Origin of the sequence: Burkholderia sp. WP9 (assembly GCF_900104795.1) — a bacterium.
Taxonomy (GTDB): Bacteria; Pseudomonadota; Gammaproteobacteria; order Burkholderiales; family Burkholderiaceae; genus Paraburkholderia.
This window is the reverse complement of the sequence record NZ_FNTG01000002.1, coordinates 402,005-419,982: the sequence shown is the minus strand read 5'-3', so window position 1 is coordinate 419,982 and position 17,978 is coordinate 402,005. Positions and strand designations below refer to the sequence as shown.

Below are 17,978 nucleotides of genomic sequence, written 5' to 3'. Positions count from 1 at the left end.
CCCTCTACCGCTCAGCGTTTATCGACGACCGTCGTGTTGTATGTCGTCGCGCCGATCACCACGTTGTTCAACGTAATGCCGTTGACGTTGTACGCGTAGATCGGCCCGGGCGTTGTCGCGCTAGCGGGTCCGGCCGAGACCGCCGTGCCCAGATTGCAGTTCGAGATCGTCACGCCGGTGATCGGCGGAATGGTCGGTGTCGGCGCCGCGCCGTTGTAGTCGAACGCGACAGGCCCTTGAGCGACGATCGCCTGGAAGCACGAGCCGGTCACGCCGCCCACCGTCACGTTGCTCGCCGTCACGTTCGAAATGTTCACGTTCTGCACGATTGCCGGACGGATGCGAATCGCGTCGTTGGCCGGTTGATAGTCGCAGTCGAACGTGATCAGCCCGCCCTGTGCCGCCGACGGATTGGCGGCAGTCGCCGTTACTACGCCGAGCGGCACCGTGGCATTGATCGGGCTGCCGCTCAGCAACGCGCTGCCGTAGCCGCCGCCCTTGAGGCTGACGCCGTTGGGCAGCGTGACCGTATCGACGTAGAAGTTCTTCACGAAGCCGCCGCGATTCATGTTCGTCTTGATACGAATCGCGATGTTCAGCGGGTTGGTCGCCCAGTTCTGGTTCAGCATCTTCAGATTGCGCGCATAGATGTTCTGCACGCCGCCGCCCATTTCACTGCCGAGCGTGATGCCGCCGTGGCCGCTATTCATCGTGCAGTTCTGGATCACGTGATTCTGCGCGGGACCGTACTGTGTATCGAGATCCTTACCCGACTTGATCGCGATGCAGTCGTCGCCGGTGTTGAACGTCACGCTGTCGCAGAGCACGTTGTTGCACGCGTCCGGGTCGAAGCCGTCGTTATTCGGGCCAATGCTGTTGGTCGTCACGCCGCGAATCACGACGTTCTTGCAATCGGTCGGATGATGCTGCCAGAACGGTGTGTTGTTGGTGGTGTAGTTCTCCATCAACACGTTCGTGCAGCCGAGGAACTCGACCATGCACGGACGCAGATAGTGGCCGACGCCGAACACGCGCTGCGCGATCGGCACGCCTGCCTCCGAGAGGGCTGGCAGATAGTTCTGGTCTTCTTGCCAGGGTGTCGTGGGGCTGGTCAGTTGCGCGTAGAGCGCGTCGGAAATGCCGGGTGCGGCGGTTTTCAGGTCGACGTTCTTCGGATTGAGATAGGCCTGCGACGGTGTCGACGAATTCACGCACCCGTACGCACCATTCGATCCCTTGAAGGTCCACCAGCACGTCGCGGTGTTGCCGCTGCCGGCGAACGGCGTCATGGCCTGTCCGTTGAGCACCGAGCTCGCGTCTTCGCCGGTCAGTGCAATGTTGGTCTGGTTGCGCGCGTAGACGGGGGAGCCGTAGTTCAGGCAGTCGTTCGCCTGCCAGCGGCTATAGAACAGGTTGCCGTTGGCGCCGCAGGCGACCGGGCCGTCCTTCGCGTAGTCCGCCGGGTTCGGGCTGAAGTAGATCGTGCAATTCGCGCTGAGGTGGAAGTTCACGTTGCTGAGCAGGACGATCGGTCCGGCGCAATACCACGTACCGGCCGGCACGACCACGCGTCCGCCGCCGGCGGCGTTGCAGGCCTGGATGGCGGCGAGAAAGGCAGGGCGGGAGTCGAATGAACCAGCGGCGTTGGTGAGGTTCGAACCCGGACTCGCGACGGACGCCGAGCCGGTGTACGGATTGGTCGCGGCGACGACGGCGCACGGCGCGGCGCCGTATTGCGTGACGACGAAGTCGCGTGCCGGGAACATCGACTGGGTAATGCCCTGCAAGGACGCGATGATCTGTGTCGCGGCGCCCGAGGCGCCCCAGATCGGATCCTGTACGACAGGCGGCGTGGTCGTGCCGCCGTTGACCGAGCCGCCGCAGGCGGACAGGCCGCCGAGCAGGGTCGCGCCCGCGGACGTTCCCGCCAGCACGATAAAGGCACGGCGAGCGGGCGAATTCGGTTCGGTCCGGCCGGGCGTTCCTGATATCGCACGCTTGCCGCTGTTTTTATCGATGATTGCCACGGTTGTCTCCTTGCCCTTTGCGGGCGTTGTTAAAAGTCGTTGCTATTCGGGTGGATACGACTTGTCGAAGGCGTTGTGTTAAAGTAAGGTATCCTTAATATTCGTAAGAAAATTTTCCTGGTGGGAAATGGCGCAGCTTTGCTGACGCGTAGCGAAAAAGAAAGCGAACGCACGCATGCGCCGCTGCGGCTTGCCTATTTGCATAAGGCAAGCGCAGCGGCGCCTGAAAGACAGACGTGCGGTTTAGGCCGGTTTTTGCCCGATCTCGTGATTGGCGAGGATTTCGAGCGCGCGCACCATCGCCGAGTGATCCCATGCCTTGCCGCCATGCGCGACGCAGGCATTGAACAGCGCCTGGCAGGTAGCGGTATTCGGTAGCGACACGCCGAGCGATTGCGCGGTCGAGAGCGCGAGGTTCAGATCCTTCTGGTGCAGTTCGATGCGAAAGCCCGGGTCGAAGGTGCGCTTGGTCATGCGCTCGCCGTGCACTTCGAGAATGCGCGAGGACGCGAAACCGCCCATCAGCGCTTCACGCACGCGCGCCGGATCGACGCCGGCTTTGGACGCGAGCAGCAGCGCTTCGCCGACTGCCTCGATCGTCGCGGCAACGATCACCTGGTTGGCCACCTTGCACACCTGACCCGCGCCGACGCCGCCGATCAGCGTAACGTTCTTGCCCATCATGTCGAAAAGCGGCTTGACGCTCTCGAAGGTCGCCGATTCGCCGCCCACCATGATGGTCAGCGAACCGGCCTTGGCGCCGACTTCGCCGCCGGACACCGGCGCATCCATATAGTCCGCCCCGTGCTCGCGCACGCGCGCCGCGAACTCGCGCGTGGCCATCGGCGAAATGGAGCTCATGTCGACGACGGTTTGCCCCGCGCGCAGCGCGCCGGCGAGACCCTGATCGCCGAACAGCACGCGTTCCACATCGGGCGTATCCGGCACCATGATGAAAATCACGTCGGCATGCGCGGCGACGGCGGCCGGACTGTCGCACGCGACGGCGCCCGCCTGGATGAGATCGTCGGGCACGCCGCTGCGCGTGAACGCGGCCAGCGCGACGCCGTTCTTGAGAAGGTTGGCGGCCATGGGCTTGCCCATGATGCCGAGTCCGATAAAGCCTGCTTTTTGCATGGAATGCTCCGGAGATGTCGCGGCGGCCGGCTTACTGCTGGCCCGCCTGTTTCTGCATGAAGTGTTTTTGAACCGTCTGTGCGGCGCCTTTCAGCAGCCCCATGTCCGCGCACACCGCGACGACGCGGCAGCCCATCGCGATGTAGCGCTCCGCGTCGGCCTGGACCGGGGCGAGGATGCCGCTCGGCTTGCCCGCGGCTTGCGCGCGTTCGAACACGTGCGCGATGGCCTGCTGCACGTCGGGGTGACTCGGGTTGCCGATATGGCCGTAGGCGGCCGCGAGGTCGGATGGCCCGACGAACACGGCGTCCACGCCGTCCACGGCGAGAATGTCGTCGATCGCTTCGACCGCCTTGCGGCTTTCGATCTGCACGATGACGCAGACGTTGTCGTTGGCAATGTCGAAGTAATCGGCCACGGTCGCATAGCGATTGCCGCGCTGGCTCACCGAGACGCCGCGAATGCCCTGCGGCGGGTAGCGTGTGGCGGCGACGGCGCGAGCCGCGTCTTCGGCGCTGTCGACGAACGGCACCAGGAAATTCGAGAAGCCGCTATCGAGCAGACGCTTGATGAACACGCTGTCGTTGGCCGGCGGCCGGACGACCGGCGCGCTCGCGCTGTCCTTGAGCGCCATCAGTTGGGGGATCAGCGTCAACACGTCGTTCGGCGCGTGCTCCGCATCCAGCAGCATCCAGTCGAAGCCGATCACGCCGAGCAGTTCGGTCACGATCGGACTGGCGAGCGACGCCCAGCAGCCGATCAGGGTTTCGCCGCCGCGCACCGCTCGGCGAAAACTATTGGGTAAGGGCTGGTAGGGCGTGACGGCAGGCATGGGCTGATTTCCTCGAACGACGATGGATCGGGCAAGCTGCGACGACGGCAAAACGATAGTTATAGGTCGTCGTATGTCTAGGTCTCAGATTAGCACCGACCTTGCCGGTTGTAACGGCCACGTAAACCCGAATTCCTTGCGGGGCAAGCGTTTCCGGTTGCGCGAGTACCCCGCAGTGTTGTAGGATGACCTATATCTTAGGTCTTTATCCAAGGAAAGCGAAATGTCTATTACCGGCGAAATGCTGATCGGCCGCAAAACGGTGCGCGGCGAGGAAAAACCATTGCATGCGTTCAATCCTGCCACGGGATCGGACATCGCGGAGCCGGTTTTCGGCAGCGGCTCGGTTGCCCACGTCGGCGAGGCCTGTGAACTCGCGCGGCAGGCCTTCGATCCGTACCGCCAGTTGCCGCTCACGGTGCGCGCCGAATTTCTCGAACGCATCGCCGACGGCATCACGGCATTGGGCGATGCGCTGATCGAGCGGGCGCAACAGGAGTCTGGCTTGCCCAAGGCGCGTCTCGAAGGCGAACGCGGCCGCACCACGGGGCAGCTCAAACTGTTCGCGCAAGTCGTGCGCGCCGGTCAGTGGCTCGCCGCCACGCTCGATTCGCCGCTGCCGGAGCGCAAGCCGTTGCCGCGTTCCGACCTGCGTATGCAAAAGATTCCGCTCGGCCCGGTCGCGGTGTTCGGCGCCAGCAATTTCCCGCTCGCGTTTTCGGTGGCCGGCGGCGACACGGCGGCGGCGCTCGCGGCCGGTTGTCCGGTAGTGGTGAAGGCGCACCGCGCTCACCTTGGCACCTCGGAGATGGTCGGCCGTGTGATCCAGCGTGTCGCGCAAGAGATGGATTTGCCCGAAGGCGTGTTCTCGCTGATCGTCGGCGCGGGGAATTCCGTTGGCGAAGCGTTGGTCGCGCATCCGGCGATCAAGGCGGTCGGTTTCACCGGTTCGCGCGCGGGCGGCACCTCGCTGATGCGCGTGGCGGCGGCGCGTGCCGAACCGATTCCCGTCTACGCGGAAATGAGCAGCATCAATCCGGTGTTCCTTCTGCCGAACGCGCTGGCTCAGCGCGGCGAGAGCATTGCGCGCGGCTTCGTCGATTCGCTGGTGCTCGGCGCCGGTCAGTTCTGTACCAATCCGGGTCTCGCGATTGCCGTGGACAGCGACGCGCTCAAGGGCTTCGTCGCAACCGCGTCCGACGCACTGAGCGGCAAGCCCGCGCAAACCATGCTGACGTCCGGCATCCACGCTGCTTATGAAGAGGGCGAAGGCAAGCTGGCTGCGATCAAAGGCGTGGAAGCCGTGGCGCACGGCGTGGAAGCAAGCGGCCCGACGCAGGCTCGCGCGGCGTTGTTCGTAACCGATGCACAGACGTTCCTCGCCACGCCGGCGCTGGAAGACGAAGTCTTCGGCCCGGCCTCGACCATCGTGCGTTGCAAGGACGAGCAGGAGTTGCTGGCGGTCGCCGAGCATTTTGCCGGTCAGTTGACCGCCACGGTGCAGATGGATAGCGCCGACCTTCCGGCGGCAAGGAAGCTGGTGCCGATTCTCGAGCGCAAGGCCGGCCGGATTCTGGTCAACGGGTTCCCGACGGGCGTCGAGGTGTCGCACGCGATGGTGCACGGCGGCCCGTTCCCGGCCACGTCCGATAGCCGAGCGACTTCGGTCGGCACGACCTCGATCGAGCGCTTCCTGCGCCCGGTGTGCTACCAGGATTTCCCGGCCGATCTGTTGCCCGAGGCGCTGACCGACAGCAACCCGCTGAACCTGTGGCGCCGCCGCGATGGCGAGATCACGCGCAGCTGAGTGCCGGGTGAGCCGCGATCAGTGATCGCGTGAAATGAAAAATGGCCGGGGTCAGTTCGATCCCCGGCCATTTCTCTTTGCGTTCGCGGCGACTGTCTGCGCCATGACTTCGCGGCGACGAAGCGGATCAGCTATTCGCCTCGGCGGCTTCGTTCGCACGCCGCAAGCGCTCGCGGCTGTTGGACAGATGCATGCGCATGGCCGCGCGCGCACCTTCCGCGTCATGCCGCGTGATCGCTTCGAGAATGCTTTCGTGTTCCAGGTTCACGAGCGACAGATACGCGTCCGGTTCCGCGCGCGCAATGCCCGCCGAATCGAGCCGGTTACGCGGAATCAGCGCGCTGCCCATTTGCGTGAGGATGTCGACGAAATAACGGTTGCCGGTCGCGCGCGCCACCGAAATATGAAATTGCAGATCGGCGTCGACGCTATCCAGCCCGTTGTGGCGCGTGGCTTCGATCGCGTCGAGCGCGGTGCGCATGCGCGCGAGGTCATCCGGCTTGGCGCGCTGGGCGGCGAGCCCCGCGCATTCCGTTTCGAGGCTGATGCGCAATTCCAGGATCGACAACACGTCGCGCAAGGTGGTGGCGGGCACCATGTCGATACCCAGTTTTTCGCGCTGCGGCTCCAGCACGAAACTGCCGATGCCATGCCGCGTCTCGATGATCTTGCCTGCCTGCAAACGCGAAATCGCTTCACGAATGACGGTGCGGCTCACGCTCAGCGTGACCATGAGCTGTGACTCGGTTGGCAGCTTGTCGCCGGGTTTCAGGGCGTTGGAGGCAATCTGCTCGGTGACGTAGCTGACGACGAACTCGGCAAGATTACGAGCGCGTCGTGGCGGTGCTGCGGATGCCAGTGGTGTAGCCATCGAAAACGCCCCTTGAATCAGATAGTTGCGAACACTTCATGCGTTTCATTATACCGTCGTCTGACGACTGATTATATAGAGGCCGAATCATTTTGCGTGGCGGCGCTCGGCGTGGCATCGGCGTGCTGTCCGGCGCGTCTCGCGCTGCGGCGGCGTCTGGTTCAGCGCCGCAGGGAAGTACGATAACTGCGACGACAACCCCACCGCTAACCGCACCGATAAGCGCCGCATCTTTAGCGCGGGCGCAACTCGACCCGTTTGATGTCTTTCACGATCACGAGATAGCTGAACACCGTGAGCAGGGCGTTGATGCCGACGAACACCAGCGCGCCGTTGAACGACCCGGTCTTCGCCACGAGATAGCCGATCACGATCGGCGTGACGATGCCGGCCACGTTGCCGAACATATTGAAGATCGCGCCGGACAGGCCGAGCGCTTCCTTCGGCGACGTGTCGGCGACCACGGCCCAGCCGAGCGCGCCGATGCCTTTGCCGAAGAACGCAAGCGACATGAGGGCGACGACGACCCAATCGGTCGTCACATAGTTGCAGCCGATGATGCACACCGACAGCAGCATGCCGCCGACGATCGGCACCTTGCGCGCGATCGTGAGCGAATGGCCGCGCCGGATCAGCCCGTCGGACAGGATGCCGCCGAGCACGCCGCCGGAGAATCCGCAGATCGCGGGCAGCGAAGCCACGAGGCCCGCTTGCAGGATCGTCATGCCGCGCGCCTGCACGAGGTAGATCGGAAACCAGGTGAGGAAGAAGTAGGTCAGCACGTTGATGCAGTACTGCGCGAGATAGACGCCGAGCAGCATACGATTGCCCAGCAGTTGGCGAACCAGATGCCAGCCCCCGGTATTTTCGATGTTGTCGGCGGCGCGGGCTTTCTTCTGCCCGTTGATCACGCCGCCGCCCTGTTCGATGTACTCCAGTTCGGCGCGCGACACACGCGGGTGGTCGGCGGGGTTCTTCATCATTTTCAGCCAGGTGAGCGCGAGCAGAAGTCCCGTCACGCCCATCACGACATACACCATGTGCCAGCCGAACGCGTGCGTGAGCCATGCCATCAGCGGCGTGAACACGACCGCCGCGAAGTATTGCGCCGAATTGAAAATGGCCGACGCCGTGCCGCGTTCGTTGGTCGGGAACCAGCTCGCCACCACCTTGGCATTGGCCGGAAAAGCCGGCGATTCGGCTGCGCCCATCGCAAAGCGCAGCACGAACAGCGCGGTGATGGCCGCCGCCGCGCTGCCGAGCAAGCCGATCGAGCTTTGCAGCAGTGTGAAGAGCGACCAGAAGAAAATGCTCGCGGCGTAGACGCGCCGCGCGCCGAAGCGATCCAGCAGCCAACCGGCCGGCAGTTGCGACAGCACGTAAGCCCAACTGAACGCGGAGAAGATGTAGCCCATGCGGATCGCGTCGAAGCCGAACTCGGCGCGCATGGCCGAGCCGGTGACCGAGAGCGTGGCGCGGTCCGCGTAGTTGAAGGTCGTGATCAGAAAGATCAGCAGCAGGATCGCGTAGCGAACTCGAGTGCGCTTCGCGACGTGGGTGGCACTCGCCGTGCGGCTCATTTCCATGGACATCTCCTGAAGTTCTTATGCTTGGGAGCAGGCTCCCGGGCGTCGCGGCGCAACGAGCCGCGGGCCTCGTCGATACTGGCGTGCGGTACAAAAACGCCCGGCGACGTTGCCGTCCCGGGCGCTCTTTGCGGTGCCGTGCGTGCGGCGATCGTTCGCACGGCCGCCGGGTGTTGTTTGCGTCTGATACGCCGGCCGGATTACTGCGGGCCGAGCGTCTTGATGAGCGCGTCCAGCCTGGCCATTTCTTCTTCCGTCAGATCGGTCAGCGGCGCGCGGACCGGACCGGCGCTGTGGCCGACCAGCTTCGCGCCCGCCTTGACGATGCTGACCGCGTAGCCTGCGCGGCGGTTGCGAATGGCCAGGTACGGCAGGAAGAACTCGTCGATCAGTTTGCCGACGGTCGCGTGATCGTCTGCAGCGATCGCACGGTAGAAGTCCATCGCGGTCTTCGGAATGAAGTTGAACACCGCCGACGAATACACCGGCACGCCAAGCGCCTTGTACGCGGCGGCATAGACTTCCGCGGTCGGCAGGCCGCCGAGATACGAGAAGCGGTCGCCAAGGCGGCGGCGGATCGACACCATGTTCTCGATCTCGCCCACGCCGTCCTTGAAGCCGATCAGGTTCGGGCAGCGCTCGGCCAGCCCTTCGAGCATATCGGCGTTAAGCTTGGAGTTCGCGCGGTTATAGATGATCACGCCCATGTTCGGCACGGACTTGCAGACTTCTTCCGCATGCGCGGCGATGCCTTCCTGGCAGGCTTCCGTCAGGTAATGCGGCATCAGCAGAATGCCGTTCGCGCCATGACGCTCGGCTTCCTGGGCGTAGGCGATCGCAACACGCGTCGGGCCGCCCGCGCCGGCAAGAATCGGCACCTTGCCTTTGCAGACTTCGGTAGCGGTGCGCACCACGTTCGAATAGTCGTTGTGCGTGAGCGAGAAGAATTCGCCCGTGCCGCCGGCCACGAACAGTGCCGACGCGCCGTAAGGAGCGAGCCATTCGAGGCGCTCGGCATACGTGTCGGCGCGGAAATCACCGTGTTCGTCGAAGTCGGTAACGGGGAAGGACAGGAGGCCTTCGGAAACGATCTGCTTGAGTTCCTGCGGTGTCGTCATGATGAGTATCCAGAGCGTCGGAATAGTTCGCGGATGGTTCCGCGGAGGGTTCGATCAGTAGAAATGGAGATTTCTTATACGTCATCGTACAACAAGAATTTCGGCAACTCAACGGTCATTTCGCAGCATAATGCTTGTCCTAGGGTAAATACGGAACGTCTGCGCAATCTTTCATGTTGTAGGATGACGTATGAATAGTCGGCGCGACAGGTGTGCAGCGCCATAAGGATCGATGCAATGGAACAATCTCCGCTCTACATTCGCGTTCACCCCAATGACAACGTCGCGATCGTCGTCAACGACGGCGGTCTGGGTGAGGGCGCGGTATTTCCCGATGGTCTGGCACTGCGCGAGCGCGTGCCGCAAGGGCACAAGGTCGCGCTGGCCGATCTGGCCGAGGGCGACGAAGTCATCCGCTATAACGTGGTGATCGGCTATGCGCTCAAGGCGTTGCCGAAAGGCAGCTGGATCAACGAACATGTGATCCGCATGCCAAGCCCGCCGGGACTCGAGGATCTGCCGATCGCCACGATCAAGGCGCCGGAAATGCCGCCGCTCGAGGGCTACACCTTCGAGGGCTATCGCAACGCGGACGGCTCGGTCGGCTCGCGCAACATTCTCGCCATTACGACCACGGTCCAATGCGTGGCCGACGTGGTCGAGCATGCGGTCACCCGCATCAAGGCCGAGTTGCTGCCCAAGTACCCGAATGTCGACGACGTGGTGAGCCTCGGCCACACCTATGGCTGCGGTGTCGCCATCGACGCGCCCGACGCGATGGTGCCGATCCGCACCGTGCGCAATATCAGCCTGAATCCGAATTTTGGCGGCGAGGTGATGATGGTCAGCCTCGGCTGCGAGAAGCTGCAGCCCGAGCGCCTGATGCCGCCCGGCACGATTCCGATCGCCGCGGCCGCGAACGTGGCGGAAGTCGCGGACATCGGCGATATCGAGGCTGATCTGAACGGCGACGTCGTGGTGCTTCAGGACGACGCGCACGTCGGCTTCCAGTCGATGATCGAGTCGATCATGAGAATGGCCGAGGGTCATCTGAAGCGGCTCAACAATCGCCGTCGCGAAACTTGCCCGGCGTCCGATCTGGTGGTCGGCGTGCAATGCGGCGGCAGCGACGCGTTTTCCGGACTGACCGCGAATCCCGCGGTGGGCTTCGCGACCGACCTGCTGGTGCGTGCCGGCGCGACGGTCATGTTCTCCGAAGTCACCGAAGTGCGCGATGGCGTCGATCAGCTGACGGCGCGCGCGGCGAACGCGGAGGTCGCCGCGGCGATCATCCGCGAGATGCAGTGGTACGACGATTATCTGAAGCGCGGCGGCGCGGACCGCAGCGCCAACACCACACCGGGCAACAAGAAGGGCGGTTTGTCGAACATCGTCGAAAAGGCGATGGGCTCGATCATCAAATCCGGCAATTCGGCCATTTCCGGCGTGTTGTCGCCGGGCGAAAAGGTCAAGCAGAAAGGCCTGATCTATGCGGCTACGCCGGCGAGCGATTTCATCTGCGGGACGTTGCAGGTGGCGGCCGGTATCAACCTGCACGTATTCACCACCGGACGCGGCACGCCCTATAGCCTCGCCGAGGTGCCGGTCATCAAGGTCGCAACGCGCTCGGACCTCGCGCGCCGCTGGCATGACCTGATGGACGTCAACGCCGGCACCATCGCGACCGGCGCGGCGAGCATCGAAGAGGTGGGCTGGGAATTGTTCCGCCTGATGCTCGACATCGCCAGCGGACGCAAGCAAACGTGCGCGGAAAAACTCAAGCTCCACAATGCGCTGGTGCTGTTCAATCCGGCGCCGGTGACCTGATCGGCTCGCTCGACACACCAGGTCTGCATGCATCATGCAGACCTGATCGCACTCACACCACAATAGAAACATGACTGACTCGAACCTCGATCGCGGCGCCGCACAGAAACCCTTCCGCCGTCTGCTGCTGACTGGCGCGGCGGGCAACCTGGGCAAGCAATTGCGTGGCGCGCTCGCCGCGTGGGCTGATATCGTGCGCGTCTCGGATATCGCGCCGCTCGGCGACGTGGCGGACCACGAAGAAGCCGCGAGCGTCGATCTCGCGGACGAAGCCGCCGTTCACGCGCTGCTCGAAGGCGTGGACGCGGTGATTCACCTCGGCGGCATTTCCGTCGAGGCGCCGTTTGAAGATCTGCTCGAAGCGAATATTCGCGGCCTGTACAACCTCTATTCGGCTGCGCAGAAGCAGGGCGTGAAGCGCATCGTGTATGCGAGCTCGAATCACGCGGTGGGTTTTCATCCGGTGACGGAGGTGGTCGATGTCGACGCGCCGTTGCGTCCCGATAGTCTGTACGGCGTGACGAAGTGCTTCGGCGAATCGTTGTCGCGTTACTACTTCGATCGTTTCGGTCTGGAGACGGTGTGCCTGCGGATCGGCTCGTCGTTCGAGCAGCCGAAGAATCCGCGCATGCTCGTCACGTATCTGAGCTATCGCGACTTCATCGAGCTGGTGCGCTGCTCGCTGTTTACCAACCGCGTGGGCCACGCGATCGTCTATGGCGTCTCGGACAACCGGACCAAGTGGGTGGATAACACCAAAGCGGCGTTCCTCGGCTTTCGTCCGCAGGACAGTTCGATCGAATTCGAGCATCTCTTTCCGGTCGCCGCACCCACGACCAACCTCGACGATCCGACGCAGCGTTTTCAAGGCGGCCCATTCGTGCTGGCCGGCCCGATGGAGCCGAAGCGGTGAGCGCCGCAGCGAACCCGCGAGTGGAGCGGGTGGAGGCAGCGGGACAGGCACCGGCCTCCGTCGGCGAAAGCCCGGTGTGGCGCGTGGCGGAACAGGCGCTCTACTGGGTGGACATTCCGGCGCAAAAGATCGTGCGGCTACACGTCGATTCGGGTAAGCGCTCCGAATGGCGGTTGCCGGAGAAAGTGGCGTGCATTGCGTTCGATCAGCGCGGTACGGTGCTGGCCGGTTGCGAAACCGGACTTTTCGCTGTCGCGCTCACTGAGGGTTCGGCTGACGGCGAACCCGTGCAGGTGACAGGGCGCAAGCTCGCCGCGCCGGACTTCCCATGCGACGACATGCGTTTCAATGACGGCCGTTGCGACCGCCAGGGGCGCTTCTGGTCCGGCACGATGGTGCAGGACATGGCAGCGGCCAAGCCGGCCGGCGCGCTCTATCGATTCGACGGGCGCGGTGTGCTGTCCGCGCCGGTCGTCGACGCGCTCATCACGCAGAACGGCCTCGCGTGGTCGCCGGAAGGTACGACCATGTACCTGTCGGACTCGCATCCTTTGCGCCGGCAGATCTGGGCATTCGACTTTGACATCGAAACCGGCGAGCCACGCAACCGTCGCGTGTTCGCCGATCTGAATCATCATGCGGGCCGTCCTGACGGCGCCGCGGTGGATGCCGACGGCTGCTACTGGATTTGCGCGAACGACGCCGGCCTGTTGCTGCGCTTTACGCCACAAGGGAAGCTCGACCGGCAGATTGCCGTGCCGGCCACCAAGCCGGCGATGTGCGCCTTCGGTGGGCGCGATCTGGATACGCTGTTCGTGACGTCGATCCGTCCCGCGAACGCGAGCGAGCACGATGGACATCTTTTCGCCGTGCGGCCTGGCGTAACCGGGTTGCCGGAACCGGAGTTCGCGGGTCAGCTGTAAGCGGAGCGTATTGGAGCAAGGCGCCGGACATGACGACATGTCCGGCGCCTTTGTTTTGGCTATTTCGATTCGTCACTCGTCGTACAACATTGTGGTGGAAAGGCGACGGTCTGCCCGCGGTGCGGCTGTAAAAAATAGCTTTGGGCGACGCCGGCCGCTGCCTCGGCAAGGCCGCGCCAGCTGGCGCTTAGCCTTCACATGCGATCGTTCGGTCATCCCTGAAGACGTTTCTGCGGTGCGGGTAAATACCGTCTGTACAACTCAAACCGCCTTTTATAGACTTCATATGTCGTCGTACAACATATAAGCCCAAACAAATTCCTTTCTGTGAATTTCAGGTTATTCGGTATGAGGCGGACAACGTCTCGTGCGCGATGACTCGCGCGCGAGGCGCAAGCCGAGCAGTTGAAGCAAAAGTAAAAGAGTCGAGTTGTCTGACAGGAGTGCTGAGTATCTGCGCCGGGGAAGTTGCACAGACCAGCACGGCAAAGCGCGCGTGACCACCAGCGGTGGCGGGTGCCGAGCCGGGAGACGCAGCAAAACCATGTCGCATCCGAAGGCGGTCACCCGCAAGCGGTCCTCCGCAGGCGGCCCCCGCAATCGATTGGATGGTCAATTTTTCAAGGAATTTCACGATGAACAAGAAGTTTGCCTTTTCCCGTGTTTCGATGATCGTCGCGGCTTCGGCGCTGGCCTTCAGCACCGTGTCGGCACAAGCGCGTGTGTTCCGCGTGTCGGACGTGCATGGCGACACCTATCCGACCAACATGGCCGTGAAATACATGGGAGAGCAGATCAAGAAGGCAACCGACGGCAAAGACACGGTGAAGGTCTTCGGCAATAGCGCGCTGGGTTCCGAGAACGACACGATCGATCAGGTGCGCATCGGCGCATTGGACATGGCGCGCGCCAACGGCGCGGCTTTCAACGAAATCGTTCCTGAATCGATGATCCCGTCGCTGCCTTTCCTGTTTCGCGACATCGACCATTTCCGCAAAGTGATGTACGGCCCGGAAGGCCAGAAGATTCTCGACGCTTTCAAGGCGAAGGGCATGATCGCGCTGACGTTCTACGAGAGCGGCGCGCGTTCGATCTACACCAAGAGGCCGATTCACACGCCCGCTGACATGAAGGGCCTGAAGGTTCGCGTGCAGCCGTCCGATCTGATGGTCGACGAAATCCGCGCAATGGGCGGCACGCCCACGCCGATGCCGTTCGCCGAGGTCTACACGGGCCTGAAGACGGGTCTGGTGGATGCCGCTGAAAACAACCTGCCGTCGTACGAAGAAACCAAGCACTTCGAAGTCGCGCCGGTCTACTCCGAAACCCAGCATTCGATGACGCCGGAAGTGCTGGTGTTCTCGAAGAAGGTGTGGGACACGCTGTCGCCGCAGGAACAGGAAATCATCAAGAAGGCTGCCGCCGACTCGGTGCCGTACTACCAGAAGCTGTGGACCGCGCGCGAAGCCGACGCGAGCAAGACCGTCACGAAGGGCGGCGCGACCATCGTCGGCGCGTCGCAGATCGATCGCGCCGCGTTCGTCAAGGTCATGCAACCGGTCTGGGCAAAGTACGAAAAGACCCCGCAAATGAAGCAGATCGTCGACGAAATCCAGGCAGTCAAATAAGGCTCGCCTGAAAGGAAGCAACGCAGCGGCGCGAAGGGCTCGCGAGAAGATTCGTGAGCGCTGCCGCTGCGCGCTTCCTGAACTGAAGAGTCGAACAGGATTGCTGACTAATAAAGACAGGTCGGTCGTATGCAAGGATGGGGTCAATGAGTTTCATAAAGCGCCCAAATGATTTTCTGTTCCGCGTGCTGGTTGTCGTAGCGTCGGTGAGTCTCGCCGTGCTGAGCCTGCTGGTGATCTACAGCGTCGTGATGCGCTACGTCTTCAGCGATGCACCGGATTTCGTCGAGCCCATCGCGCTTCTGCTGGTGATCGTGATCGCCATGTTCGGCGCCGCGCTCAAAGTGCGCGAAGGCGGCCATATCGGGCTCGACTCGCTCGTCAAGAAATTGCCGCCGAAGGGTCAACTCGTCGCGACGGCCTTTCAGCACATTTGCCTGATCACGTTCGCGGTAGCGGTTTTCTTCGGCTGTCTGCAGATGGTGGAGGCCACCATGGAAGACCGGATTCCCATTATTGGCTTGCCTGAGTCTTTGCGTTATTGCATCCCGGTTTTTGCCAGCGTCTGCATTGCAATGTTCTCGCTAGAGAACCTGCTCGCGCTTTTTGCACAGAAACAAAAATAGAGCAATCATGGAACTCGCCATCCTCTCCGTCAGTTTCCTCGTCTTTCTTCTTCTCGGCGTTCCTGTTTCATTCGGGCTAGGGCTTTCGTGCGTCCTGACCTATCTGTACGAGGGTTTGCCGGCGGCCACCGCCATGCAGTCGATGATCTCGGGGATCAACGGCTTTTCGTTTCTCGCGGTCCCGTTCTTCATTCTGTCCGGTGAGCTGATGTTGCACGGCGGCATTGCGGACCGCATCCTGCGTTTCGCGCAAGCCACGGTCGGGCATTTCCGCGGCGGTCTCGGCATGGCCAACGTAGTCGCCTGCACGCTGTTCGGCGGGGTCTCCGGTTCGCCCTCGGCGGACACGTCGGCGATGGGCGGCGTAGTCATTCCGTTGATGAAGCGTGAAGGGTACAGCGCGGCTTATGCGGTCAACGTGACGACGCACTCGTCGCTCGCGGGCGCGTTGATGCCGACGTCGACCAACATGATCATCTACGCATTCGCGGCGCAGGGTATCACCGGCACGTTGAATGGACACCCGATGAGCGGCGTGTCGATCGGCGATCTGTTGTTTTCCGGTCTGCTGCCGGTGCTGTGGGTGATGGGTTTCGTGCTGGTCGCCGCGTACTGGCAAGCGGTCAAATACGGTTATCCGCGCCGTCCCGACGGCTCGACGGAACTGCAGCGATTCCCCGGCTGGTTCGCCGTGGCCCGCACATTCCTTGGCGCATTGCCCGGCTTGATGGTGATTGCGATCATTCTGGTCTGCGTGGCAAAGGGCATTGCTACAGCGACAGAAGCCGCTGCAATCGCCGTGTTTTATTCGCTGGTGCTGACGATCGTCGTGTATCGCTCGATGACGATGAAGAAGCTGTTTCACGCGCTCTCCAAGGCCGCCAAGACGACCGGCGTGGTGCTGCTGCTGATCGGCGTGTCGAACATGCTGCGCTACCAGATGGCGTATCTGGAGATTCCGGACGCGATCGAACACATGCTCGACGGCGCGACCAGCCTGCCGTGGCTGATGCTGCTGTACATCAACCTGATCCAGATTTTCCTCGGCACGTTCGTCGATATGGCGGCGCACATCCTGATCACCACGCCGCTGTTCCTGCCGATGGCGATGCACGCCGGCGTCGGCCCGGTGCAGTTCGGGATCATGATCCTGCTGAACTGCGCATTGGGTCTGGTGCACCCGCCGATCGGCTCGGTGCAGTTTATTGGTTGCGCGATTGGCAATGTGTCGATTGGTGAAACTACCAAGGTGGCGTGGCCGTATTACCTGGCTATCTTCAGCGCGATCAACATCGTCACTTATGTACCGATGTTTTCCACGTGGTTGCCTAGCCTGATCAATGGTCACCCGGTATTTTGAAATCCTTAATTAGCGTCCCGAAGAATATGCCCTTTGGGGGCGCCCGGCGGCGCTCGTACAGTGCGGCAAACAAAGAATAATCTTTTAAAGAGGAGCAGAAATGAAAAAGGCACTAGCAACCTCGGCCCTTGGGTTGGTCGCCCTCGGCGCACACGCTCAGAGCAGCGTGACGTTGTACGGGATCGTAGACGCGGGGATCGGTTATCAGAGCAGTCAGACGACGCTCGGCTCGACCTCCGGCGGCCGTTCGGTTGTGAAAATGGTCAACGGGGTCTGGGCTGGCAGCCGCTTCGGCCTGAAGGGCTCAGAGGATCTGGGTGGCGGCACCAAGGCGATCTTCCAATTGGAAGAGGGCTTTAACAGCGCAACCGGCGCACAGTCCGTCTCCGGCCTCGGGTTCAACCGTCAGGCTTATGTCGGCGTGGCCAACGCCAGCTACGGTACGTTCACGGCCGGCCGCCAATATACGTCGTACTACACGATGCTCTCGCCGTATAGCCCGACCACGTGGCTGACGGGCGCATACGGCGCGCACCCGGGCGATATCGACTCTCTGGATACGCTGTACCGCGCGAATAACTCGCTGGTGTACACGTCGCCGAACCTGTACGGCCTGACGGCTAGCGGCTCGTATTCGCTGGGCGGCGTGCCGGGCAGCTTCAACGCCGGTTCGACGTGGAGCGCGGCGTTGCAGTACCTGAATGGTCCGTTCGGCATTGCGGCCGGCTTCCAGCGCATCAACAACTCGACGCCTGGCGGCGGCGCATGGGGCGCTGACTCCACGACGTCCAACAACGGCGCGCAGGCTGGCGTGTCGGGCATCAACAACGGCTATCAGCGCGCCCAGGCTCAGCAGCGCGTGGCGGTGACGGGTGGCTATACCTTCACCCCGCAGTGGGATGTGTCGTTCTCGTACTCGAACGTGCAGTACATTCCGGGTATCAACTCGCCTTTCCACACCACGGCGATCTTCAACACAGGCGGCGCCGTGCTGCACTTCAAGCCTTTGACGGCACTGGACCTCGCTGCGGGCTACAGCTATACGCGCGCTACCAAAGCGAACGGCATCACGAGCTCGGCTAGCTACCAGCAGTTCAACCTGTCGCAGTACTACAGCCTTTCCAAGCGCACCGGTCTGTACGCGCTCGAGGCGTATCAACGCGCAGGCGGCCAGACGCTGGGCACGAACGGCGTGAGCATCATCAACGCAACGGCTGATATCGGCGACGGTCAGAATAGCGCGCCGTCCTCGTCGCGTAGCCAGTTTGCCGCGGGCGTGGGCATCATCCACAAGTTCTGATGGCATAACCCGGTGGCGGTGTG

Annotated in this window: 14 protein-coding genes; 8 read left to right on the top strand and 6 right to left on the bottom strand. The window is 62.7% G+C overall.

Annotated elements, in window-relative coordinates; all coding sequences use genetic code 11:
- Positions 1-11: 11 nt before the first annotated feature.
- From BLW71_RS23160 to garL, 3 genes are all read right to left on the bottom strand, one after another.
- Positions 12-2,027, bottom strand: a complete 2,016-nt coding sequence (locus tag BLW71_RS23160; RefSeq protein ID WP_091802091.1) for a glycoside hydrolase family 28 protein — start codon at positions 2,025-2,027, stop codon at positions 12-14.
- Between the two features lie 243 nt (positions 2,028-2,270).
- Positions 2,271-3,164: a 2-hydroxy-3-oxopropionate reductase gene (locus BLW71_RS23155; protein ID WP_091802088.1), complete on the bottom strand. Its 894-nt coding sequence runs from the start codon at positions 3,162-3,164 to the stop codon at positions 2,271-2,273.
- 31 nt (positions 3,165-3,195) lie between these two features.
- Positions 3,196-3,996 carry a 2-dehydro-3-deoxyglucarate aldolase gene (garL, locus tag BLW71_RS23150; protein ID WP_091802085.1) on the bottom strand — a complete coding sequence of 267 codons (801 nt, stop codon included), beginning with the start codon at positions 3,994-3,996 and terminating at the stop codon, positions 3,196-3,198.
- Between the two features lie 223 nt (positions 3,997-4,219).
- Between garL and BLW71_RS23145 the strand changes: the two genes are divergently transcribed.
- Positions 4,220-5,803 (top strand): aldehyde dehydrogenase (NADP(+)), encoded by a 1,584-nt coding sequence (locus BLW71_RS23145; RefSeq protein WP_091802081.1) that lies wholly within the window; start codon positions 4,220-4,222, stop codon positions 5,801-5,803.
- 127 nt (positions 5,804-5,930) lie between these two features.
- Here the strand turns inward: BLW71_RS23145 and BLW71_RS23140 are convergent, their stop codons facing one another.
- The 3 genes from BLW71_RS23140 to kdgD all read right to left on the bottom strand — a co-directional run bounded on the left by BLW71_RS23140 (position 5,931) and on the right by kdgD (position 9,378).
- Entirely contained in the window at positions 5,931-6,674 is a 744-nt protein-coding gene (locus BLW71_RS23140; protein WP_091802078.1) for a FadR/GntR family transcriptional regulator, read from the bottom strand.
- A gap of 233 nt (positions 6,675-6,907) precedes the next feature.
- The gene (locus tag BLW71_RS23135; RefSeq protein WP_091802075.1) at positions 6,908-8,260 is read right to left on the bottom strand and encodes an MFS transporter; all 1,353 of its coding nucleotides are present in this window, start codon (positions 8,258-8,260) and stop codon (positions 6,908-6,910) included.
- 200 nt (positions 8,261-8,460) lie between these two features.
- The gene (gene kdgD / locus BLW71_RS23130) at positions 8,461-9,378 is read right to left on the bottom strand and encodes a 5-dehydro-4-deoxyglucarate dehydratase (protein ID WP_091802071.1); all 918 of its coding nucleotides are present in this window, start codon (positions 9,376-9,378) and stop codon (positions 8,461-8,463) included.
- Between the two features lie 237 nt (positions 9,379-9,615).
- Here kdgD and garD point away from each other — a divergent pair, with 237 nt between their 5' ends.
- From garD to BLW71_RS23095, 7 genes are all read left to right on the top strand, one after another.
- On the top strand, positions 9,616-11,205 hold the full coding sequence (gene garD / locus BLW71_RS23125) for a galactarate dehydratase (RefSeq protein WP_091802068.1): 1,590 nt from the start codon (positions 9,616-9,618) through the stop codon (positions 11,203-11,205).
- A gap of 70 nt (positions 11,206-11,275) precedes the next feature.
- Positions 11,276-12,118: an NAD-dependent epimerase/dehydratase family protein gene (locus tag BLW71_RS23120; RefSeq protein ID WP_091802065.1), complete on the top strand. Its 843-nt coding sequence runs from the start codon at positions 11,276-11,278 to the stop codon at positions 12,116-12,118.
- A complete protein-coding gene (locus BLW71_RS23115; protein ID WP_091802063.1) occupies positions 12,115-13,041 on the top strand; it encodes an SMP-30/gluconolactonase/LRE family protein in 927 nt (308 codons plus the stop codon). Before BLW71_RS23120 ends, BLW71_RS23115 begins: the two co-directional genes overlap by 4 nt.
- A gap of 635 nt (positions 13,042-13,676) precedes the next feature.
- Positions 13,677-14,669 carry a TRAP transporter substrate-binding protein gene (locus tag BLW71_RS23110; protein ID WP_091802060.1) on the top strand — a complete coding sequence of 331 codons (993 nt, stop codon included), beginning with the start codon at positions 13,677-13,679 and terminating at the stop codon, positions 14,667-14,669.
- A gap of 146 nt (positions 14,670-14,815) precedes the next feature.
- Complete coding sequence (locus tag BLW71_RS23105) at positions 14,816-15,295, top strand: TRAP transporter small permease (protein ID WP_091802057.1); 480 nt, start codon at positions 14,816-14,818, stop codon at positions 15,293-15,295.
- Between the two features lie 7 nt (positions 15,296-15,302).
- Positions 15,303-16,655, top strand: coding sequence for a TRAP transporter large permease (locus BLW71_RS23100; protein ID WP_091802054.1), 1,353 nt, complete (start codon positions 15,303-15,305; stop codon positions 16,653-16,655).
- 100 nt (positions 16,656-16,755) lie between these two features.
- On the top strand, positions 16,756-17,955 hold the full coding sequence (locus BLW71_RS23095) for a porin (protein WP_091802050.1): 1,200 nt from the start codon (positions 16,756-16,758) through the stop codon (positions 17,953-17,955).
- Positions 17,956-17,978: the final 23 nt, after the last annotated feature.

What these genes read in the sequence shown, in the direction of transcription:
- BLW71_RS23105 (WP_091802057.1), top strand. Translation starts at nt 14,816, where the DNA reads ATGAGTTTCATAAAGCGCCCAAATGATTTTCTGTTCCGCGTGCTGGTT.
- BLW71_RS23140 (WP_091802078.1), bottom strand. Translation starts at nt 6,674, where the DNA reads ATGGCTACACCACTGGCATCCGCAGCACCGCCACGACGCGCTCGTAAT.
- garD (WP_091802068.1), top strand. Translation starts at nt 9,616, where the DNA reads ATGGAACAATCTCCGCTCTACATTCGCGTTCACCCCAATGACAACGTC.
- BLW71_RS23110 (WP_091802060.1), top strand. Translation starts at nt 13,677, where the DNA reads ATGAACAAGAAGTTTGCCTTTTCCCGTGTTTCGATGATCGTCGCGGCT.
- BLW71_RS23095 (WP_091802050.1), top strand. Translation starts at nt 16,756, where the DNA reads ATGAAAAAGGCACTAGCAACCTCGGCCCTTGGGTTGGTCGCCCTCGGC.
- BLW71_RS23100 (WP_091802054.1), top strand. Translation starts at nt 15,303, where the DNA reads ATGGAACTCGCCATCCTCTCCGTCAGTTTCCTCGTCTTTCTTCTTCTC.
- BLW71_RS23120 (WP_091802065.1), top strand. Translation starts at nt 11,276, where the DNA reads ATGACTGACTCGAACCTCGATCGCGGCGCCGCACAGAAACCCTTCCGC.
- BLW71_RS23145 (WP_091802081.1), top strand. Translation starts at nt 4,220, where the DNA reads ATGTCTATTACCGGCGAAATGCTGATCGGCCGCAAAACGGTGCGCGGC.
- garL (WP_091802085.1), bottom strand. Translation starts at nt 3,996, where the DNA reads ATGCCTGCCGTCACGCCCTACCAGCCCTTACCCAATAGTTTTCGCCGA.
- BLW71_RS23135 (WP_091802075.1), bottom strand. Translation starts at nt 8,260, where the DNA reads ATGGAAATGAGCCGCACGGCGAGTGCCACCCACGTCGCGAAGCGCACT.
- BLW71_RS23155 (WP_091802088.1), bottom strand. Translation starts at nt 3,164, where the DNA reads ATGCAAAAAGCAGGCTTTATCGGACTCGGCATCATGGGCAAGCCCATG.
- kdgD (WP_091802071.1), bottom strand. Translation starts at nt 9,378, where the DNA reads ATGACGACACCGCAGGAACTCAAGCAGATCGTTTCCGAAGGCCTCCTG.